22 protein-coding genes are annotated in these 19284 nt (G+C 61.8%); 6 read left to right on the top strand and 16 right to left on the bottom strand.

Translation table 11 applies throughout. The features are described 5' to 3' along the window. Positions 1–118: 118 nt before the first annotated feature. The 8 genes from R2N16_RS10945 to R2N16_RS10910 form a co-directional block, all read right to left on the bottom strand. Entirely contained in the window at positions 119–277 is a 159-nt protein-coding gene (locus tag R2N16_RS10945) for a DUF3309 family protein (RefSeq protein WP_316665695.1), read from the bottom strand. Positions 278–658: 381 nt separating this feature from the next. Then, positions 659–841: a CsbD family protein gene (locus tag R2N16_RS10940; RefSeq protein ID WP_316665694.1), complete on the bottom strand. Its 183-nt coding sequence runs from the start codon at positions 839–841 to the stop codon at positions 659–661. Between the two features lie 292 nt (positions 842–1133). After that, positions 1134–1313, bottom strand: coding sequence for a YMGG-like glycine zipper-containing protein (locus tag R2N16_RS10935; RefSeq protein ID WP_487384027.1), 180 nt, complete (start codon positions 1311–1313; stop codon positions 1134–1136). Between the two features lie 814 nt (positions 1314–2127). Next, positions 2128–4104 carry an AI-2E family transporter gene (locus tag R2N16_RS10930; protein ID WP_316665693.1) on the bottom strand — a complete coding sequence of 659 codons (1977 nt, stop codon included), beginning with the start codon at positions 4102–4104 and terminating at the stop codon, positions 2128–2130. 179 nt (positions 4105–4283) lie between these two features. Beyond that, positions 4284–4745 carry a PRC-barrel domain-containing protein gene (locus R2N16_RS10925; protein ID WP_316665692.1) on the bottom strand — a complete coding sequence of 154 codons (462 nt, stop codon included), beginning with the start codon at positions 4743–4745 and terminating at the stop codon, positions 4284–4286. A gap of 65 nt (positions 4746–4810) precedes the next feature. Further along, positions 4811–5098 (bottom strand): hypothetical protein, encoded by a 288-nt coding sequence (locus tag R2N16_RS10920; protein ID WP_316665691.1) that lies wholly within the window; start codon positions 5096–5098, stop codon positions 4811–4813. A 113-nt stretch (positions 5099–5211) separates the two neighbouring features. Beyond that, the gene (locus tag R2N16_RS10915; protein ID WP_316665690.1) at positions 5212–5580 is read right to left on the bottom strand and encodes a BON domain-containing protein; all 369 of its coding nucleotides are present in this window, start codon (positions 5578–5580) and stop codon (positions 5212–5214) included. 858 nt (positions 5581–6438) lie between these two features. Beyond that, the gene (locus R2N16_RS10910; RefSeq protein ID WP_316665689.1) at positions 6439–8196 is read right to left on the bottom strand and encodes an ABC transporter ATP-binding protein/permease; all 1758 of its coding nucleotides are present in this window, start codon (positions 8194–8196) and stop codon (positions 6439–6441) included. Between the two features lie 314 nt (positions 8197–8510). On the opposite strand from R2N16_RS10910, the gene R2N16_RS10905 reads away from it, so the two are divergent. Then, entirely contained in the window at positions 8511–8783 is a 273-nt protein-coding gene (locus R2N16_RS10905) for a CppA family protein (protein ID WP_316665688.1), read from the top strand. A 12-nt stretch (positions 8784–8795) separates the two neighbouring features. On the opposite strand, the gene R2N16_RS10900 is transcribed toward R2N16_RS10905, so the two are convergent. Beyond that, the gene (locus R2N16_RS10900) at positions 8796–9662 is read right to left on the bottom strand and encodes a LysR family transcriptional regulator (protein ID WP_316665687.1); all 867 of its coding nucleotides are present in this window, start codon (positions 9660–9662) and stop codon (positions 8796–8798) included. Between the two features lie 101 nt (positions 9663–9763). Here R2N16_RS10900 and R2N16_RS10895 point away from each other — a divergent pair, with 101 nt between their 5' ends. Then, on the top strand, positions 9764–10390 hold the full coding sequence (locus tag R2N16_RS10895; RefSeq protein WP_316665686.1) for a LysE family translocator: 627 nt from the start codon (positions 9764–9766) through the stop codon (positions 10388–10390). Between the two features lie 207 nt (positions 10391–10597). Then, on the top strand, positions 10598–11653 hold the full coding sequence (locus R2N16_RS10890) for a hypothetical protein (RefSeq protein ID WP_316665685.1): 1056 nt from the start codon (positions 10598–10600) through the stop codon (positions 11651–11653). A 74-nt stretch (positions 11654–11727) separates the two neighbouring features. Here the strand turns inward: R2N16_RS10890 and R2N16_RS10885 are convergent, their stop codons facing one another. The 5 genes from R2N16_RS10885 to R2N16_RS10865 all read right to left on the bottom strand — a co-directional run bounded on the left by R2N16_RS10885 (position 11728) and on the right by R2N16_RS10865 (position 16385). Beyond that, positions 11728–12969 carry an MFS transporter gene (locus R2N16_RS10885; RefSeq protein WP_316665684.1) on the bottom strand — a complete coding sequence of 414 codons (1242 nt, stop codon included), beginning with the start codon at positions 12967–12969 and terminating at the stop codon, positions 11728–11730. A 747-nt stretch (positions 12970–13716) separates the two neighbouring features. Further along, on the bottom strand, positions 13717–14754 hold the full coding sequence (locus R2N16_RS10880; protein ID WP_316665683.1) for an AI-2E family transporter: 1038 nt from the start codon (positions 14752–14754) through the stop codon (positions 13717–13719). Continuing rightward, positions 14751–15422, bottom strand: coding sequence for a DUF1345 domain-containing protein (locus R2N16_RS10875; protein ID WP_316665932.1), 672 nt, complete (start codon positions 15420–15422; stop codon positions 14751–14753). Before R2N16_RS10875 ends, R2N16_RS10880 begins: the two co-directional genes overlap by 4 nt. A gap of 107 nt (positions 15423–15529) precedes the next feature. After that, positions 15530–15832 (bottom strand): hypothetical protein, encoded by a 303-nt coding sequence (locus R2N16_RS10870; RefSeq protein WP_316665931.1) that lies wholly within the window; start codon positions 15830–15832, stop codon positions 15530–15532. Between the two features lie 127 nt (positions 15833–15959). Beyond that, positions 15960–16385 carry a hypothetical protein gene (locus R2N16_RS10865; protein ID WP_316665682.1) on the bottom strand — a complete coding sequence of 142 codons (426 nt, stop codon included), beginning with the start codon at positions 16383–16385 and terminating at the stop codon, positions 15960–15962. A gap of 417 nt (positions 16386–16802) precedes the next feature. Here R2N16_RS10865 and R2N16_RS10860 point away from each other — a divergent pair, with 417 nt between their 5' ends. Next, entirely contained in the window at positions 16803–16970 is a 168-nt protein-coding gene (locus R2N16_RS10860; protein WP_316665681.1) for a DUF6726 family protein, read from the top strand. Between the two features lie 28 nt (positions 16971–16998). Here R2N16_RS10860 and R2N16_RS10855 read toward each other — a convergent pair whose 3' ends face one another. Continuing rightward, complete coding sequence (locus R2N16_RS10855; protein WP_316665680.1) at positions 16999–17193, bottom strand: hypothetical protein; 195 nt, start codon at positions 17191–17193, stop codon at positions 16999–17001. Between the two features lie 47 nt (positions 17194–17240). Between R2N16_RS10855 and R2N16_RS10850 the strand changes: the two genes are divergently transcribed. Further along, on the top strand, positions 17241–17381 hold the full coding sequence (locus R2N16_RS10850) for a hypothetical protein (RefSeq protein WP_316665679.1): 141 nt from the start codon (positions 17241–17243) through the stop codon (positions 17379–17381). Between the two features lie 127 nt (positions 17382–17508). Here the strand turns inward: R2N16_RS10850 and R2N16_RS10845 are convergent, their stop codons facing one another. Further along, on the bottom strand, positions 17509–18045 hold the full coding sequence (locus R2N16_RS10845) for a GNAT family N-acetyltransferase (RefSeq protein WP_428984120.1): 537 nt from the start codon (positions 18043–18045) through the stop codon (positions 17509–17511). A gap of 168 nt (positions 18046–18213) precedes the next feature. Here R2N16_RS10845 and R2N16_RS10840 point away from each other — a divergent pair, with 168 nt between their 5' ends. Continuing rightward, positions 18214–19191 carry a DedA family protein/thiosulfate sulfurtransferase GlpE gene (locus R2N16_RS10840; RefSeq protein ID WP_316665677.1) on the top strand — a complete coding sequence of 326 codons (978 nt, stop codon included), beginning with the start codon at positions 18214–18216 and terminating at the stop codon, positions 19189–19191. The last annotated feature ends 93 nt before the right edge of the window (positions 19192–19284 follow it).

Genomic DNA, 19284 nt, shown 5'->3' with positions numbered 1-19284 from the left:
GCGCCGCACAATGTGTCGGCGCAATTCTTATTTTGGACTTCAGTCCAGGAACAGTACGTGCCCGCAATAAAGAAAGGCCGCCCAAGAATGGCCAGAGAATGCGGGGAGAATTGATGCGCTATAGCTTGCCCAACACAAACAGAACGATGACCACGAGCAGTATGAACCCGAGAATGCCACTGGGGCCATAACCCCATCCTCTGCTATGTGGCCAGGTCGGAATCGCGCCCAGTAGCAACAGCACCAGAACAATCAGCAGAATGGTTCCTAACGTCATTTAGAGTCTCCTCAATATGCCTTAACGAAGGCGGGTTGTGTATTCGGCGTGACCCGGGTCCATCGCTGAGCATCCCAAAGCCGTGGAGGATGGGAACAGTACATATAGGTTTGTTTTAGTTCTGTTCGACAGGAACGAATTGACCTGAATCAATGACAAACGCGCCAACTCAGGCGCCCTCGGCGTATCGCTTCAGAGCACAACGTCGAGGAGCCGGGCCGGCGTTTAACCGTCCAAACTAACCGCCAATATCGCCGCACCATTTCCCTGTATTGGACTGACAGCGCGCGCGGGGCCTACGGTGCGCGTTCGCTGCCAGCTCAAGCTTCGGTGTGAGGCATCGGAAACTGCACTTGTCTGCATGTCGACTGCGATACTCGCTCAGGGCTTGCGCTGCTTCTTGAGCTGCGCCTTCGCATCGCCGTACGCGGCTTGCCCTTTCCCCGCAGCCTGTTCGGTCTTTCCCTTCACTACGGTCGCGTCGTTTCCGGTGACCTTACCAACAGCTTCTTTCACCTTTCCCTTCGCTTGTTCAATACGCCCCTTCACTTGGTCCTTGTTCATGACAATGCTCCTTGCAAAGTCGATACCCACATTGGTCGCCGGGCACGCGTATCTTGTATCTTGATCGCGCCATGCGTGGAGTTTTGAACGCCGGCGCGATGTCCGCAGAAAGCAGCCCCGTCCAACGAGCAAACATTCTTGCTCCGCAGTCGTGATGCGGTCTGTACGGTTGCTGACGATGGCGACACGTTAACGCTAGCTACACGCCGCCTTCCATCCACCGAGACGGCATGGAAATCAGCGTTCCCATGACGAGGGGGACGCCGACTTTCTCTCCATCGCCACACCCAGGCTATTTGCCAACCTGGTTGCCCACCACCCCGCCAACGACGGCACCGCCCACTGTCCCTACCGCACTGCCGCCTGTCAGCACCGCGCCCGCGACTCCGCCGACACCGGCACCGATGGCCGTATCCGTACCGCGTCGAGACATCCCGGCACACCCCGTCGCAAGCGTCACGATCAACAACATCGCGCCGCACAGTCCTGCTATTCGATCGTTACGCATTTTGTGCACCTCCGTCTCGATCGCATCCCAAGCATCTTGTTGCAGAGAACGCTGACGCGAGACTTGAATTTTCTGTACAGACCATGAACGGCGTACAGCCCACCAAGTCACCCTCGCGGCCCTAGGTATGTGTCGCGCGAATGCCTCAAGCCTCAATATCCTCGCTCGCTGGACGGGTGTCGGTACGGCGGCAGACGCAACGATCACGCAGCTTGAGGCTCGATTGTCTTCGTGTCTTCGCGCAGGTGGGCGGGCGGCGCAACGGGGTCGCGAGGGGAAATCACGAACCGGGTTTTGTACGGTACCGGGCCGACAGCCCCCCGTCATCCCGTTACGCTGCAGTCACAAATTGCAGTGAGCCGGCACACCCCGGCATACCGAGGCAAACGCCACGAGGATTTCTATGAACAGTTCGCTCAGCCTGTCAAACGGAACGCTTGAAATACGCACGACGCAGCGTAGTGACCGGCGATGGTTTTCTGAATATCGCTTTACGCCCAACAATGGACGTGTCACCCCTTGGGCACAGGCGGCCATTCCGGAGGGATTCGTTTCTCCTGGCCTGGCATTCAGCGCGGGGATACTACTGGGGCAACAATGCGCGGAGCTTGCCCGCTGAAGCAGGCATTGCCATTGCGGCAGAGCTACTGCCGCAAGAGGCCAACCTCGACATGTGCATCACGTGTTTGCGTGTCGATGCCTATAGCAGGAACATCGCCATGGCGGCAACGCCCATGATCGCCGTGGCTGTCCCCCTAAGGACGTTCAGAGACGGGCCCTAGGTTTCCACGACCCCCGCATGTGGCTCAGGATCCACCGCATTCTCGGTTCTGATCGCAGCCAGACATGCGTCCACCATGCTCCGAACCGAAGTGGCATAGTGATGGGCACCGATCGCGGACTGGAGCGCCTCACTCCAATGATCCGTATCACCGCTTGTCCAGAGACCGACGACGATCGACGCATCCGGGAAACGCTGCTGCACGCGCCGAACAAGGTAGCGCAAGTGGGACGGAATGCCATCAATATTCAAATAGAAAATACACACAGTGGTCGGCGCGGTGACGGCCATCCCTTGCATCCCGGCACGCGAGGCCGTGTCATGCGGGACAACCCGGCAATCCAGATCGTGCTTTCCCAGGAGCTGGACGAGAATGGTCGACGCCAGTTCGTCAAGTGGGCCTCTTCCGGCGATACAAAGGACGTGGCCGTCCGTGCTTCTAGCCGATAGCATCTCGACACTCCGCAACGGGGACGTGGCATCCGGCGAGGGCGAACCCAGTTGAGCGGTGGATGGAGCCAGCGCAGCGGCGTGGTCGTCAGGCTCATCTGGACTCGGTTCAACGTCTGCAAAGCTCTCCAGGCCCTCGACGAGATCGTTCACCACGGTTTCTATTCGCACCAGTTGTGCGGCGGTTACCACGCCGCGCGACACGTCACTGGCTGCAAGCTGCAGTCCCTTGATGGCGACTTCATCGTAGTACGAGGAGAGCGATCGGTCGCGCAGCAGAACTTCGGCTTGCTCTAGCGCCCCATCCGGATCACCGGCTAGCGCTCGCTGGTAAAAGGTCTCCACTGGCGTGAGCGTGGGCTGATCACCCAGCAGCACGTCGAGCACTTCGAGTCTCCCGACATGCCGGCCGAGTACGACGAGGCAAAGCGTCAGCGGGGTGGACAGGATCAGCCCGATCGGGCCCCATATCCAGCTCCAGAAGATCGCGGCGACCACAACGGAGAATGGGGAAATACCGGTGCTATGGCCATATAGCATCGGCTCGATGATCTGACCGGCCAATAGTTCGACGGACACGAAAAGCGCCAGGGACCAGATCGCCATCGACCATTCAGGACTGACGGCTGCGCCCAGGGCGGTAGCCAGAACGGCGACGATCCAGATTCCCACATAGGGCACCAGGCGCAACAGTGCAGCCAGCATGCCCCACAGCACCGGACTTGGTATGCCAATCAGGAAGAGCCCGGTCCCGATCGCAACCCCCACGCTAGCATTGACGGTGAATTGCAAAAGGAAATACCGGCTGAGGCGGAGCGCAGCGTCATCCATCGCAGTGGTGGTCCGATGCAAATCGCCTGACCCGAACAGCCGGATGGCTCGATTCCGGAGGTCGTCACGCTGCAGCAGGATGAAGATCGTTACGATGAATACGATGAACGCGGTCTCAAGCGGCCTGACAACCGGGGCGAGCACCTGCCGTGCCAGATGAAACGCGCTCGGAGTCGGCTCGACCACCTCGACCGGAAGCGCGGTGGGAGGCTTGGCCTGCGGTACGGCAGCGCGAGGCTCGCTCGCTTGTGGCAAATCAACGGTTGCCCGCTGAAACGCCCTGTCAGCGGTGCCGGCCATACTGCTGAGCTTTCCAATCGTCAGACGATGCGCGGTGTTGAGCCTCTGTTCGATGGTGGCCTGATAGCGCGGCATGTCGATGGCCAGCGCGGTGATCTGGGCCGCGATCACGCCGCCTAGCAAGACCAACCCCGAAACCGAAATTGTCACTGCAACCAGGACCGAGACGATCCGGCCGAGCTTGATACGGCAAAGAAAACTCACCAGCGGCGTTACCAGGACGCTGAGGAAGACAGCGAGGGTGATGGGGATCAGAACGTCTCGCCCCACATAGAGCCCAGCGACAACGGTCACCCCGATGGCGAGGTTGACAAGGCTCTGCAGGCTGGAGGGCTCGGAAGGCTTCAGATGCGCCACATGCCTCAGCGGACGCGGTTCAACCGGTTCTGGCATCTCGGACTCGCAGAAAATCTGTCGCACCGCATATCGCCCGCCTGCTGGCACGGATCAGGAAGATGTGCGTGCCGGCGGCCAGGTCTGGATGGGCCACGGAGACGATGCGGCTGGGCTCCGGGCCCGGTGCGGGTGATCGTCCGCTGAGAAGCGGTTCAGGATGCGTTTCTCAGGTGCAATCAGGCATGCAGTTCCCGCGCGTGCCGGTCTGCCTGCCAATACGGGGGCGTGCCGTAGTACTCGTGGATACTGGTGGCCCATTGCGAGTCCGCCATGCTCGGCCAATGGGTCTGATCAAAGCCTGGCGCGGCTTCCAGCCGCTTCTTGTCGATACCCAGTACAAAGCTCTTGCGCACAGTGTCCAGTGTCAGCGCCGACCAGGGCACGGCGAACAGTTTGGTTCCTACGCCTAGAAAACCTCCGAACGACAGCACCGCATAAGCGATTTGCCCGCGGGGAACATCGAGCATGATGTGATCGATCTTGCCGAGCTTGTCGCCACTCGGACCGACAACCAGATTGCCGACAAGCGTGTCGGCGGCCATGATCACAGGGCCGGGGCCAGAGGTGTTCAGTTCACTACTGCCGACGATGACAGCGCGTGGCCCGGTGCTTTGAGGGTCCAGTTCATTGACGTTCATGGTGTGACTCCAGGTAGAGCAGGTGGCCCATCGGACCAGCGTCGGGCGCTGGCCTGGGCACGCTGTCATTGCGCACGGGTTTTGCCCTTGCGTTGTGTTGCCGGCTTGACGCCGGAAGGTGCTTTCTTGCTGCCGACAGCGAGGCTCCAGTCGGTCCTGTCGCGAGGGGTACTGACCTGCTGTTCCGCGTACATGGCGGCGCTCGGCGAGATGGGGTCGCTCGCCGGAAATGTCATCTCCAGCGAGGCGTCCACAATGGACTGATAGGTATGCCCACCCTCCGGCGCAGGCTTGGATGCGTGACCGCGAGGCTTCGATTTGCTTTGCTGTGCGGGGGTAATGACTCTGTGCATGGATCCCTCCTGCGTGACTGTGACTCGGCCGCTCACGGCCGCCGGCGCACGCCGTCAAGGTGCCGCCCAACTGTTTCCGGCCAACAAGGACGCCTCAGAAACCAGGCAAGCGCTCAAGACTTGTGGAGGCCCAAATGGTTCTCCACCGACGTCACGCCAGTGACGCCCTTGGCCACCTCAGTTGCCATCCGCCGTTCCGTAGCGGTAGGAACACTGCCGGTCAGGCGTACCACGCCGTCGCGCGTACGCACGTGTATGTGCATGGAACTCAGCTTCTTCTGATCGAGCAGGTTGGCCTTGACCTTGGTCGTGATTGACGTATCGGAAACACCTGCGCGCACCGTCTCATGTGTGGGGTTGGGGTGCATGACCGACGCAGAGGGTGCATAGCTTTGCCCCCGACCAAGGGGCGCATAAAGGCCAGTTGCAAGCGCGAGCAACGCTGCGCTGGTGGTGAATGTGATGGCGCGGGTGGGTTTCATTTGAACGACCTCGACTCGGACGGACAGTTGCAGGCGCGGAGTGTCACTAGGTGCATGCCAACCACCTTGAACAGGCCGCCGCGCGCCGGGGCATTCAGAAGAAAACATGTCTTCATCATGCAGCCCTGACAAATCAAGGATGACTGCCGTTCACGTTGAAGTCGGTACGCTGGCGAACACGTCCCTTTCGCCGCAACGGGCTGTGCGTATCGACCATTCAGGCAACACGCGTCGCTGATTGGGGCCATCCTCAGGGCTTGGCCTGAAGACTCACTTACCCCGTCTATCCCATGCGGCTGACGCGACGGTTTGGGCAACGATCAGCCTCAGAGGTCCATCCGATGTCCAGACGGCTCTATCTCAATCCGAAGTATCCCAGCACGAACAAAACGATAACCACGGCACCGACAAGCCAGATGATGCTATTCATGATGCGCTCCTTAAACGCCGCCCCTGCATGAACAACGGGCGCGATGCGAAGCTTGTCTGTGAAGACCCGCTATGCGAGGGCGCCCGTCGCCTTTCGCGCAAGGGTGCCGCCACGTTGACACACCTGACAGGGAAGCGTCTGTACGGTAGCGGTCAGCCATGCATGGGGAATTGTCAGCGGCAAGGCGATAGCGTGGTGGTGGCGTGCAGGATCAGCGCGCGTGGCAACGTGCTCTGCGCTGGAGGGGGCGGAATTCCAGCGCTATCCCGCGTACGCATGGCACCGTGCAGCGTCATCAGCAAACGGATGTACGCCATGAGTGATGGATGTGCGGCCCCTCATGGCCGATCAAAGCGCCGCACGGGCGCGATCGTCGTGGAAGTGTCGCGGATGCGGGCGCGAATCCACAATTCTCCGGCTCGGAACGATCAGTCGAAGCGGTAGTTCCTGGACGGATGCAGGTGCCATCTCCCGTCCCCAGGTAGTTCCAGAACTTGGTGATGATATTTGAGGAGTGTGGCTCGATGGCTGACGCTGACAAGCGTCATCGGCATGCCGGCCAGTTGCAAGTAAAGGCCTTCCTCGTTGCCGATATCCAAGGCGCTGGTTGCCTCATCCAGCATCGCATAGCGCGGCTTTGCGAGCAGTACACGCGCGATTGCCAGGCGCTGCTGCTCCCCAACGGACAACACTTTCCCCCAGTCCAGCTCCGCATCTAGCCCTCCAAATCTGCCGACGATATTCGGCAGGTTGACCCTCTTCAACAGTCGAAGGAGTTCCTCGTCAGAGACGTGCTGACCCTGGTGGTTCGGATAGAGCAGTTGGTTGCGCAGGCTGCCAATCGCCATGTAAGGGTGCTGCGGCAAAAACATCATTTCGTCTGGCTTGGGCCGCACGATGCATCCCGTGCCGCAACTCCACAAACCCGCGATCGCGCGCATCAGAGAACTCTTCCCGCCCCCGCTGACACCGACAATGAGCAGCCCCTCTCCCGGGTTGATCGACACGGTCAAGTCCTTGACCAGCGTCCTCTCACGGTTCGGTGTCTGCAAGGTGACATGGGCCAGCGCCAGGCGGGAGTCCTGCAAGGCTTTTATCGTGCCCTCCGCATTCGGGGGTGCTGCCGGCCTCCCTGTTAGGGAGATGGAGAATGTGTCCAGCCGATCGAGCCCCGCCACAAATCGGCTCAGGCTTTCAAAGTTGTCAACAATCACGGCCAAGGCGCTCAGGATGGCCGCAAATGCGCCCGCAGCCTGGATGGCCCGACCGACTTCGAGTTCCCCCGAAAGAACGCGCGAAGCGACAATGGCGCTGGGCAGCATGATGGTCAGGAAGCCATAGCCATACTGAAAAAAATTCAGTTTCAGCTGCCAGTTGATGAGCTTGTTGAAGTTATGGAAGACACGCTCAAAACGCCCTTTCACATGAACATATTCCTGATCCTCACCACGATAGAACGCAATGGATTCAGCATTCTCGCGAATCCTGATCAGGCTGAAGCGGAAATCCGCCTCGCGCTTTAACTGATAGAAATTCAGCCCAATCAAGACGCGCCCGAAGAAAACGATCGATATCAACGTGCCCGCAATGGCGTAGATCACAAGAAAGAGGACGAGCAACCTGGAAATCGACCACAGGACGCTGCTGAACGCCATGAGTTGCAGAATTGCACCAATGCTCACCAGCAAAAAATAGAGAGACTGCTGCGTAAACGTATTGATGTCCTCTGTCATCCGTTGATCCGGATTGTCTATCGCGGCATCTGAATTGAGTTTGTAAAAAACCCGATCCTTGAAATAACCCTCCAGGTAATGACTGGTAAGCCAGCGCCGCCAGAGAATTCCCAACTTGTTTCTAATGAAATAGTAAAATGCGTAAATCGGCACCGCCACGATCAAAATATAAATGCATTTTACGATGGAGGCCCAGAAACGATCCGCATCCTTGGCCGCCAATGCCGATGTAAATTCACCGGATTGCTCATTGAACAGTACATTGGTTTCGGTCTGCCCCAACAGCAACACGATCAGAAGAAAAAGCAAGCCAGTCGCCATCCATTTGTCCTGAGAGAACCAGTAAGGCTTCGCGATAGCCCAGAATCGAGTCCACAGGCGACGGCTGGAAGTGTCAATAGTGCTCTCAGACGCCAGGCCGCCGTGCGGTCTCTGATCATTGGCGCCGCCCATGTCACGACTCCCAGAACGGAACGAATCAAATGCCATATTCAGCACATTGATGCTGGCGCGGTCACGTTGCGGGATGGCACCAGATCACTACCGAACTATAGGCGAGCAAGATGGGGCCATACGCTCCATACGGGAAGCGAGGGGCTCTTCTCTCAAAGGATGGCCGCCACGGTTTCATCCCGTCATTCGTGCCTGCGGTTCTCACGAACGGCGTCGCCGGTCTCAGGAGTAAGTCACTCGACGCAACATCGCCCTTGAAATCCGTGAACAACTGTATATATTCACAGTAACTGTAAATTTATACAGCACTCACCATGGACGACCTGATCCGCATCGAAAACGAGTACGACCGCCAGACGGTGCTCTGGCTGCGTGAGCGCCTGGGTGAACAGGCCCTGAACGAAGTCGTGTTGCGCATGGACGTGCGCGGGCGGCCGTATGCGTCGGAAGTCTGCCGCACGCTGGGCCTGACGCCGCCACCGCGCAAACGGGCGACAGCGCGGGCGCGACCGCTCAACCGGGCGGTTGGCGAGGCATATCTGGCCACCATTCGCGGCATCCTGGGCGGCGGGCATGCGGCGGCGTAAGCCCGGCTTGGGTTAATCCGCCAGTGTGGCGGCCGTCTCTTCGCGCAGCCAGGCGAGCCAGGCACCGGCCGGGCTGTCCGGAGCAATAGGCGCATCGGCCAGCAGGTAGTAGCCCGAACCGTCACGCCGGAACCCTTCGGGCGCAATCAGCCGCCCGTCTTTCAGGTCGTCACCGGCCATCAGCCTTGACGCGATAGCGGTGCCCTGTCCCGCCAGGGCCGCCTGCAAACTTAGATAGAAATGTTCATAGCGCGCCTCGGGTAACCGTCCGCGCGGCCGCGCCGTGCCGCTCGCCCGCCACCACGCCTGCCATGCATCGGGGCGCGTGGCGGTGTGCAGCAGCCGTCGGCGCACGGCGACATCCGCTTGCGGGGCGTGTACCGGGCCGATCCACTCGTCGCAAATGGGTACCGCATGCACGTGCGCGGGCCATGCAAAGTCATCGCGGCGCAATGCGACGTCAACACCGGTGCGTGCGAAATCGATTAGCCCACCCGCCGCAAACAGATGCACCTGAATGGCAGGATGCCGCGCCTGAAAGCGCGAGAGCCGCGGGATCAACCAACGCATCGCCAGCGTCGGTTCGCATGACACCACGAGCGCCGAGGACGTTGCCCGACGGGCAATCCGGTCGATGCTATCCGTGAGAATTGCGAACGCATCGGCAGCAGCCGCATGCAACTGCTCGCCCGCCGGTGTCAGGAAGACTGCCCGGTTGCGCCGCTCGAACAGATCCACCCCTAACGATGCTTCCAACTGCCGTATCTGTCGGCTGACAGCGCCGTGCGTCACATGCAGTTCCTGCGCCGCACGCACGAAGCTGCCATGCCGTGCAGCAGCGTCAAACACACGCAGGGTATTGAGCGGAGGCAGCGCCATCTGTCAGTTTTTCTCACCAAAAAACGGCATCATAAATCGATTTTCAGCGATGGCGGACACATCCAGAATCGGCGCACCTTCACTTTGCGATTGCGCCCGACATGACCGAACTCCTTGCTGTTGCCGTCATCACCGTCCTGGCCGTGATCAGCCCGGGCGCGGACTTTGCCATGGTCACGCGCAACAGCCTGCTGCATGGGCGGCGCGCCGGCGTGCTATGCGCGTTGGGCATTGCGCTGGGCGTGCAGGTGCACGTGCTCTACACGATGTTCGGCGTGGGGCTGCTGATTGCGCATGCGCCGGCGCTTCTGCATGGCATCAAGCTGGTGGGCGCAGCGTATCTGGTATGGATTGGCTGGAAGACGCTGTCGGCCCAGGCGTTGCCCATCGGCGAGACATCCGCTGAGAGCGCCGGCACCCCGACGCTATCGGCCAGCGCCGCGCTGCGCGTGGGCTTTCTCACCAATGCGCTCAATCCAAAAACGACGCTTTTCGTCGTCAGCACGTACACGCAGGTCGTGCATCCAGGGACGCCGCCGGCGGTGCAGTTCGGCTATGGCGTGTTCATGTCGGCGGCGCATGCGGCATGGTTTGCGTTGGTGGCGGTGGTGTTTGCCTCAGGTGCGTTGCGACGTTCGTTGCTGGCACGGCAGCGCATAGTGGACCGCGTGATCGGCGTGACCCTGATCGGGCTGGGATTGGCACTGGGGCTCGCGCGGCTTGCGTGATGTCGCACACACCGCCCTCCCCTTCCATTCAAAACGCAGCCGGCCCATGCCTGTGCCCCTGCCGTCTGCCCCAGGTCTTCTGCTGCATTAACAGGCGCCATCCCGTTTGAGACAGTCCCCTCGCGCCCTGCCCGTCGCCACGTGGCGATGGAGGCCATCGCGCAAACCCGCTGACTCGCAGCACAACCTCGTACCTGGAGTGCAACCATGCAATGGAATCGCGCCTTCACTGATCTGATCCGCAACGGCCGCGCGGCTTACTGGGGCAACTGGACACTCGCCCCCGCCATCAAACCCGGCGCCGTCGGTTTTGTGTCGCCCGACACCGGCGACTTCACGCCCGTCAAGCCGGAAACGCCGGGCGTGGCGATCAACACGCGCACCGTACCCAACCAATGGAAGCTATCGACCAACAACGTCCACCGCACCGAGAGCAACGTGAAACTCGATGGCTCGGCCACCGATCCCGAAAGCGGCACCAAGATCAACGCGGGCGTGGAAGTGAAATGGGAGTTCTCCTCGGTCGGGTCGATCGCATCGGAATTCGGCATTGCCTCGGAGTCATACATCAGCGACCTGACGCAGCTCACGCGGCCCGAGACGATCAAGTGGCTGGCCGAGCAGGCGCAGTCCGTCAGCATGGGTTCGGGCGGCAACATCGCGCAGGGCTTCGGCGTGGTGACCAGCGTGATCCTGGCCAACAGCGGGCTGAACGTGGGGTCGCAGGACAACAACTCATCGTTCTCGATCACCGGCTCGGCCGGGGCCGTGCATGACATGCTGGGCAGCGCCACCGGCAAAGGGTCTTTCGTGTCGGTCAACCAGACCAAAAGCGTCGACCAGCACCTGTGGCCGTTCGAGCCTGGCACGCAGGCGCCGGCACCCATTCCGGTGGCCTACACCTTTGCGTCGTTCGACGGCAACCTGCTGATCCCGAACTGGATCACGCGCCTGGGCGGCTTCGAGATCTACTTCAACAACAAGCCGGGCTGCACCTACGTCACGCACATTAAGCTGCGCTACAACACACCGCAAGGCCCGCGCAGCGATGAGTTCTCGCTCAGCGGCGGCATCTCCAAGACGGTCGCGAACATCCCGCTCAACGCCACCAATATCCAGGTCGACGTAAAGTTCCAGGGTGTGGTGAACAGCGACAACTACTCGTTCAACTGGCCCAGCCCGCTCGGCCAATGGCTGACCGGCCGGCGCGAGATCGAGATGACGGGCGTGTGGCCGGGCAAGACCCACGCCATCGAGAAGTAACGCCAAAAGCAACGCGGCGGATCGTCCGGGAGGAGACGTCCGCCGCGCTGTATCTGTATGCGGTGCGTGGCGAGTTACGCCGCCTGCTGGCGCTTGCGCTCGATATCCGGCAGAAACACCGTCAGCAGGCCGATGAGCGGAAGGAACGAGCAGAGATGATAGACGTTGTAGATGTCGGTCGCATCGGCCAGCTTGCCGAGCACCGCAGCGCCAATGCCGCCCAGCCCAAACGCAAAACCGAAGAACAGGCCCGACACCATCCCGACCTTGCCGGGAATCAGCTCCTGCGCATACACGAGGATGGCCGAGAACGCCGAGGCCAGCACCAGCCCGATGATCACCGTGAGCACGGCCGTCCAGAACAGGTTGGCGTACGGCAGCAGCAGCGTAAACGGCGCAACCCCAAGGATCGACACCCAGATCACCGCCTTGCGGCCCACGCGATCACCAATCGGCCCGCCCACGATCGTGCCCACCGCCACCGAGAACAAGAAGAGGAACAGGAACAGCTGCGACGTCTGCGCCGACAGGTGGAACTTGGTGATCAGGTAGAACGTGTAATAGCTGTTCAGGCTCGCCAGGTAGAAGTACTTGGAGAAGAGCAGCACGACCAGCAGCGTCATCGCAAACGCCACCTGCTTGCCCGACAGCCTGATCGCGGCATGCGCGCGACCACCGGCCTTGCGGCCATGGCCCGCCGCACGTTCACGCTTGTACCAGCCGCCCACGTGGTACAGCACGAAAATGGCGACCAGCGCCGCAATCGAGAACCAGGCCAGGCTGTGCTGCCCATAGGGCATGATGATGATTGCCGCGAGCAGCGGACCCATCGCGCTGCCCACATTGCCCCCCACCTGGAACAGCGACTGCGCCAGCCCATGGCGGCCGCCCGACGCCATACGCGCCACGCGCGACGATTCCGGATGGAAGATCGACGAGCCCGTGCCCACCAGCGCCGCCGCCAGCAGCACCGTGCCGAAGTTGGGCGCCACCGATAGCAGCACCAGCCCCACCAGCGTGAAGCCCATGCCCACCGACAGCGAGTATGGCTTCGGATGCTTGTCGGTATACAGCCCGACCATCGGCTGCAGCAGCGACGCCGTGATCTGGTACGTGAGCGTGATCAGCCCGATCTGCGAGAAATCGAGGTGGAAGTTGCCCTTGAGCAGCGGATAGATCGCCAGGATCAACGACTGCATCATGTCGTTGAGGAAGTGCGCGAAGCTGATGGCGCCGATCACGCCAAAGCCGGTCTTGTCGGCCTGCGCGGCGGAAGTTGCCGACGCAGCAGCCGTGCCGTTTGCGGTGGTTTGCATGATGGTTTGAGGTCACGATAACGAGGCGAGGAAGCGCTCAATCTTGCGCCTAAACGGTGCAGGCGTGTTACCGCAAATTCGACAACGATTAGCGCAAACCGGACAAATTACTGTCGGGGCAAAAGCGTCAGCCCGCGCGGCGCCGTTTCCACCAAACCACCTACCCTCTTCCCACAAACCCTTGCCCAGCTTGCCCTGGCAGGCAGCTAACCTGTTAGCCATATTCGCGCGCAGGGCTACTCCGTTCGGAGCATGGCCGCTCAGGAGACGCTTTCTATACTCGCCAGCATGGACTGCAGCACGACGCCGGAAGCGCCAGCGCGGCGCCAGTGCCGACGGCCTGTCGGACTCCGATGCGTGGGCAACTTCACACGCACAACAAAGGTCCGCAACACGAACCGATGACCAGCATCGACGATGCCGCACATCGGCCAACATCGGAGGGGAGAACCATGATGATCCTGCTAACGGGAACGCTCTGCCGCGCGATGGGAGACCTCTTCTATCAGGCCCTGCTCGACGACCGGGTCGTCTGCTGCTTCGTCACCTCCGAAGCCGTGGATGTCACCGGCAACGCCACGCGCCCGCCGCCCGCTTCGTTCCCGTGTACCGACCCTCGGCTCGCTGACGTCTCTCGGTCAGCGAGTTATTGCGCGCCCCTCGTCCCGTAGGGCGCGCTCTTTTCTGCCGATGCCGTCAGCGCGGGGGCGCTGGCGGGTCACCCCGCGCATCAACACGAGAAACGCGTCAGCCGATCAGCCCGGCGTCCGTCAACTCGCGCTTCATATAGGCGTACAGCACTGGCGCGGCAATCACGCCGCCGACGCCAAACAGCGCCTCCATCACAATCAGCGCGAGGATCAACTCCCACGCGCGCGCATCGATGCGGCTGCCGATGATGCGCGCGTTCACGAAGTACTCCAGCTTGTGCACCACCACCAGGAAGATGAGCGACGCCACCGCCAGCTCCAACGATGCGGTCACGCTCATCACCACGATGGCCGTGTTCGAGATGAGGTTGCCGGCCACCGGAATCAGCCCCGCCACGAAAGTCAGCAGGATCAGCGATTTGGAATACGGCACATGCTGCCCAAACAAGGGCAGCGCGCCCAGGAGGTAGATGGCGGCGAGCGCCGTGTTGAGCGCGGAGATCTTCACCTGCGCAAACACCACCGCCTCAAAGGCATCGGTCAACCGGCTCAGCCGGCTCACCAGTGCTGCGGCCAGCGGCTTGTGGTGCACGGAATCCGGCGTTTCCGACCACGCCACCATCGCCCCCAGGATCAGCCCAACCAGCATCAATGCGCTGGCACGCAACCCGTCGATACCGAGAGTCGAAACCTGATGGCCGTGCTCCTTGATCATCTGCACAAGCTGCACACGCAGCTCAGTCACCGACTGCGGAACGTAATTGACCACCGCCGCCGGCAGCGATTCACGCAGGTTGTCGAGCACGTCGGCAGTGCGCGTGAGCATGCCTTCGAGCCCGTGCCCGTGCTCGACCAGGCGACCGATCCCGATACCCAGTCCAGCAAGAATCAGGGCGGCGATGACGGACACGCAGATCACCGCAATCGCCTTCGCGCCCTTGGACAGCGGGCGCCGCTCGAGCAGGCGCGCCTCCAGCCTGCGTGCCAGCGCGTAGACGAGGAAGGCGGCAATGGCGGCCGGCAGCAAGTGCAGCCAGAGCACGGCCCCAATCATGGCCGCCACCAGCACATAGCTGACAGCGTTGATGGGGCGCGTGTGTGCGCTGGGAGGAAGTTCGGAAGGCAGCATCGTCATGAAAACAGACCGGCAGCAATGTTGATGGAGAGCGCGAGGATGCTCGTATTGAAAAAGAACGACAGCAGCGATTGCCCCAGTACCGCCCGCCGCATGGCGCGCGAACGGATGCTGATATCGGCCGTCTGGCTGGCGACCGCGATCGTAAAGGAGAAGTAGAGGAAATCCCAGTAATCGGGCTCGAGCTGCTCGTCGGGAAACCGCAGCGGCGGCTCGTGGGGCGCACGGTAATACAGATGAGCGTAGTGCACCGTGAACATCATCGGCACCATGAACCACGCGCCCAGCACCGTGATGCCGGTGAAGACGTAGTGCGACGTCTGCGCATGCCCCGCCGACTTGGCTGTCGCCAGTTCAAACGCAATTGCCACCATGCTGGCCACCACACCGAGGCAGATCACCGCCAGCACGGCAGAGGCGCGTTCGTCCTCACGGCGGGCGACGGCCCGAATGCGGAGAGGGTCCGCCCGCAACATCATCGCGGTGATCAGGATCAGGTACGCCCACACGGCGATGTCCCAGCCGAGCAGCAGGCGCACGAGCCACCCGTGCACAGGCACAACGGCGGCGGCAACGGCACCCAGCGCAAACGACGCCAGCAGGCGCGGCCGTGTCGCCGCAAAGCGGGAAACCTGGGAAATCTCGGAGGACTCGTCTTGCGGGTTCACATGCGTCTCGGGTGCGTGTTCGGGGTGTTCACACAAGGCCGGCAACGCCAGCCGATGAGGCGACATGGTAGCCGCTTCAGCGCGGCATCAGGACGATCAGGACGTCATCAAGACAGCGAGAGCATGGAAGCAAACGAGCGCTTGCAGCGCTCCTGCAGGCGTTCGTGCGTGGAGAGCTGCTCTGCGGTCACGGTGGCTTCCGGATACACGCGGCACATGCCGATCATGGCCGTCTCAAGCGACCCCTGCGACCCGGCCTGGAACTGGAATTGCTCCAGCACCGTGTCATCGGCATCGCGCACGGTGATCTGGAATGGGCCCGGGGTGACGGTCGCACAGCCGGCCAGCATGGCGACCGCCACCAGCGTAAGGCTCAGGAGGGAGCGGGTCGGACGACGGAAACGAATCATCATGGCTTCCTGATTGCGATGAGAGTGAGACGCGGCAATGGCGACTCGGTTCGCAATCATCGCGCTTCCCGGTGACACAAACAAAAACGCCCGCAGTGTGCGGGCGTTCTTGCGGGAGGAACCAGGCTCAGGCCACGGCACCTTCGGTGTACGGATCAAACTTGCTGCCGGCCTTGGCACCTTCGGTATAGGTGTCGAACTTGCCGGCGCGGGCCAGTGCACCTTCGGTGTACGGGTCGAACTTGCTGCCAGCCTTGGCACCTTCGGTATAGGTGTCGAACTTGCCGGCGCGGGCCAGTGCGCCTTCGGTGTACGGGTCAAACTTGCTGCCGGCCTTGGCACCTTGGGTGTACGGATCGAACTTGTCGCCGGCCTTGGCACCTTGCGTGTACGGGTCAAACTTGTCGCCAGCCTTGGCGCCATCCGCATACACGTCGAAGCGTTGGCTGACTTGCGCAGCACCTTGCGTGTACACGTCAAACTTGGCTGCTGCCAGGGCCGGCACACTTGCCAGGGCGATCAGGGCAGCAATCAGGGTACGTTGGGCTTTCATGATGTCTTCTCCAGATGGGCGCAGCGCGTCGGGCAGGTGATCCGGACATTTCCTGATCTTCTTTTCGCTGCGGCGCCGCATTCGATGAAGTCATCGTAGGCCAGCCTGTCCAGACAATAAATGTCGCGACAGACAATTTATTGTTGCGATATGTGAAATTGCGGGAAAACCCGCATCAACAGTGACTTTGCGGCCTGCAGCAAAGGCTGGCGAGTCAATTTGCGCAAACGTCGGATGTGACTTTTTTGCTCAAAGTCAGCGTTGTGCGACCCTCGAACCGGTTTTATGGGTGCGTTCTGACGCATCGCATCATGGCTTTCCAACGCCACAGATTGTCATTTCCCGATACAAACGCGCACAGGCTGGCGAATCACTCTGTGTCACACTGCGCGGCATTCGCTTTCAAACCCAGCCACGATGAAACGCCTTCTGCTCGCTGTGTCGCTCCTTGGTGTTGCATTCCTTTCGGGCTGTGGCGTGGTGGCCGCGCCGTGCCGCGTGGCATCGGCGGGCCTGAAGATGGTGCCGCTGGTGGGGCATGTGGCGGCCGCACCCACCGACGCCTGCGCCGACATCATCGATTGAGCGTCATTGGGCGCAGCACGCCCAACATCTATTGAGGCTTCGCAGCCTCCCTCTGCTGCATCACCCAATCCTGCAAGTCTTTCAGTTGCTGGGCGTTGCTGTGGAAAGCTTCGGCTTCGCGCTCGTGCTGGGCTTCAACGTCAGAGAGGACAACGCCACTGGCGGCTTCATCAAGGAGGCCGGCGGTGGTGGGAAGCTCGGCGCGGTTGGCGGAGTTCCACATGCCGACAAAGCGGCCAGGGATGCGCACCTCCTCTGACGGAGACCCTCATGGAGCATGACCCGAACGCCGATCCAGGGCCTGCGACCAGCGGCAACGCGACCTTTGTCGACTGGCTGCTCGTCATCGGCATGGGGTTGCTTGCCGGCGGCGCGATGTATCTGGCCGTGCTCGTGCGCACCACCACCTGAACGCGCTGCGTTCAGCCAACCTGACGCAAACCGAATGACTGAAACCGAAACACTGCACCGTATTCTTGAAGCAACCTGCAAGGCATGGGGCCTGCCGAACGTGCGACGCGGCCGCCCTTCCCTTGCCTCACAAGGCCCGCTGCATCAGCAAACAATCCAGCCAGCGCCCAAACTTGTAGCCCACCGCCTCCAGCACGCCCACCTCTCGAAACCCGCAGCGCGCGTGCAGCTTGGCTGACCCTGGGTTCTCGCGGCCGCCGCCCACCACCGCCACCATCTGCTTGAAACCGCGCGATTGGCATTCACCGATGAGTGCCTCCAGCAGCAACGTCCCGACGCCCCGCCCCTGCGCGGCGCCGTCAAGGTAGATGGAGTCCTCCACTGTATGGCGATACGCAGGCCGCGCGCGATGCGGGCCGGCATACGCATAGCCGAGCAGCACGCCGCCCGCTTCGGCCACAACGTAGGGCATGCCGGCCTCCTGCAGCGCATGAAAGCGGCGCGTCATCTCTGCCAGATCGGGGGCGTCGATCTCGAAGCTGGCGGTGCCGGATCGCACGTGATGTGCGTAGATGCCGACGATAGTCGGCAGATCCGCCACCGTAGCCGGGCGGATGGCGACAGCACCGGATTCGTGCACGGAAGCCGAAGCGTGGGTGGGCATTGCAGAAGACATGGCGCGGGTTTCGGAAGCGGTGTGAGGCATTCATTGTCACGCCGATTACACACGAACCGCATATTGCCGAGCGCATTCGGGTGACATGGCTATCGGGCGGCGGCGGAATGCGGTAACTTGGCAGCCGCATTTGCCCCCTGCCGCGCCCCTCCTGCCATGCATGACCTGTTTCCCCTGATCGCCGAATACGGCGCGTTTGCCGTGTTCCTCAATGTGCTGCTGACGCAAGCCGGCGCACCACTGCCGGCCGTGCCGACGCTGCTGGTGGCCGGTGCGCTCACCTTCCATGGGCCGCTGTACGTGATGGAGCTGGCGCCCGCCGCCGTGTCTGGCGCGCTGCTGGGCGACGGTCTGTGGTATTTCGCAGGCAAGCGCTACGGCCGGCACGTCATGGCTCTGCTGTGCCGCGTATCGCTGTCGCCCGATTCCTGCGTGCGGCGCACGCGCACGCAGTTCGAGCGCTGGGGCGCGCCAATGCTGCTGGTTGCGAAGTTCATTCCGGGCTTGTCGACCGTGTCGTCTGCGCTGCTTGGCACGATGCGCACGCCGTTCAGCACGTTCGCGCTGTACAACCTGGTGGGCTCGGCGGTGTGGGCCACGCTCTGGCTGCTGCTGGGCCGCGTGGCGCATGACAGCATCGACCAGGCGCTGCGCCAACTCGACCTGCTCGGCACGCGTGCCGTGCTGCTGATCGCTTTGCTGGCGGCGGTGTATGTGGCGGCGCGCTGGCTGCAGCGCTGGCGCTTTCGCAAGATGCTTGAGATGGCGCGCATCTCGCCCGACGAGCTGCACGCGCTGATCGAATCCGGCGCGGCACCCGTCATCATCGATGTGCGCGCTGACAGCTCGCGCATGCTGCAACCGCAGCGCATTCCGGGGGCGATGCTGTATGACATGTCCAGCAGCCACCGCGCGATCGAGATCGACGGCCCCGACCGCGAGATCATCATCTATTGCGCCTGCCCCAACGAAGCGTCTGCCGTGATGCTGGCGCGCACGCTCATGGGTCGCGGCTTCAAGCGCGTGCGTCCCCTGCATGGCGGTATCGATGCGTGGGTCGAGCGCGGCTATGGCGTGGAGCACGTGGTGTCGGTCACGCCCGCCACACTGGCGACGGCGGAAGCGGGCGCCTGAGGCTTTCGGCTTTCGGCTCTCCGCTTTCCGCTTTCCGCTTTCCGCTTTCCGCTTTCCGCACATGCGCGCGCCTTGACGACGAAGCCGGCGCAC

Origin of the sequence: Ralstonia psammae, assembly GCF_958405935.1 — a bacterium.
GTDB classification, from domain to species: Bacteria; Pseudomonadota; Gammaproteobacteria; order Burkholderiales; family Burkholderiaceae; genus Ralstonia; species Ralstonia psammae.
Note: the sequence above shows the minus strand (reverse complement) of the source record. Positions and strands in the feature narration are given on the sequence as shown.

Bases quoted from the DNA above. Each gene is read 5' to 3' on its own strand.
- R2N16_RS10845 (WP_428984120.1), bottom strand. From the start codon at position 18,045: ATGCCCACCCACGCTTCGGCTTCCGTGCACGAATCCGGTGCTGTCGCC.
- R2N16_RS10925 (WP_316665692.1), bottom strand. From the start codon at position 4,745: ATGAACGTCAATGAACTGGACCCTCAAAGCACCGGGCCACGCGCTGTC.
- R2N16_RS10945 (WP_316665695.1), bottom strand. From the start codon at position 277: ATGACGTTAGGAACCATTCTGCTGATTGTTCTGGTGCTGTTGCTACTG.
- R2N16_RS10885 (WP_316665684.1), bottom strand. From the start codon at position 12,969: ATGCAAACCACCGCAAACGGCACGGCTGCTGCGTCGGCAACTTCCGCC.
- R2N16_RS10840 (WP_316665677.1), top strand. From the start codon at position 18,214: ATGCATGACCTGTTTCCCCTGATCGCCGAATACGGCGCGTTTGCCGTG.
- R2N16_RS10890 (WP_316665685.1), top strand. From the start codon at position 10,598: ATGCAATGGAATCGCGCCTTCACTGATCTGATCCGCAACGGCCGCGCG.
- R2N16_RS10905 (WP_316665688.1), top strand. From the start codon at position 8,511: ATGGACGACCTGATCCGCATCGAAAACGAGTACGACCGCCAGACGGTG.
- R2N16_RS10855 (WP_316665680.1), bottom strand. From the start codon at position 17,193: ATGTGGAACTCCGCCAACCGCGCCGAGCTTCCCACCACCGCCGGCCTC.
- R2N16_RS10900 (WP_316665687.1), bottom strand. From the start codon at position 9,662: ATGGCGCTGCCTCCGCTCAATACCCTGCGTGTGTTTGACGCTGCTGCA.
- R2N16_RS10920 (WP_316665691.1), bottom strand. From the start codon at position 5,098: ATGCACAGAGTCATTACCCCCGCACAGCAAAGCAAATCGAAGCCTCGC.
- R2N16_RS10910 (WP_316665689.1), bottom strand. From the start codon at position 8,196: ATGGGCGGCGCCAATGATCAGAGACCGCACGGCGGCCTGGCGTCTGAG.
- R2N16_RS10930 (WP_316665693.1), bottom strand. From the start codon at position 4,104: ATGCCAGAACCGGTTGAACCGCGTCCGCTGAGGCATGTGGCGCATCTG.
- R2N16_RS10895 (WP_316665686.1), top strand. From the start codon at position 9,764: ATGACCGAACTCCTTGCTGTTGCCGTCATCACCGTCCTGGCCGTGATC.
- R2N16_RS10870 (WP_316665931.1), bottom strand. From the start codon at position 15,832: ATGATTCGTTTCCGTCGTCCGACCCGCTCCCTCCTGAGCCTTACGCTG.
- R2N16_RS10935 (WP_487384027.1), bottom strand. From the start codon at position 1,313: ATGTTGTTGATCGTGACGCTTGCGACGGGGTGTGCCGGGATGTCTCGA.
- R2N16_RS10850 (WP_316665679.1), top strand. From the start codon at position 17,241: ATGGAGCATGACCCGAACGCCGATCCAGGGCCTGCGACCAGCGGCAAC.
- R2N16_RS10940 (WP_316665694.1), bottom strand. From the start codon at position 841: ATGAACAAGGACCAAGTGAAGGGGCGTATTGAACAAGCGAAGGGAAAG.
- R2N16_RS10915 (WP_316665690.1), bottom strand. From the start codon at position 5,580: ATGAAACCCACCCGCGCCATCACATTCACCACCAGCGCAGCGTTGCTC.
- R2N16_RS10880 (WP_316665683.1), bottom strand. From the start codon at position 14,754: ATGACGATGCTGCCTTCCGAACTTCCTCCCAGCGCACACACGCGCCCC.
- R2N16_RS10860 (WP_316665681.1), top strand. From the start codon at position 16,803: ATGAAACGCCTTCTGCTCGCTGTGTCGCTCCTTGGTGTTGCATTCCTT.
- R2N16_RS10865 (WP_316665682.1), bottom strand. From the start codon at position 16,385: ATGAAAGCCCAACGTACCCTGATTGCTGCCCTGATCGCCCTGGCAAGT.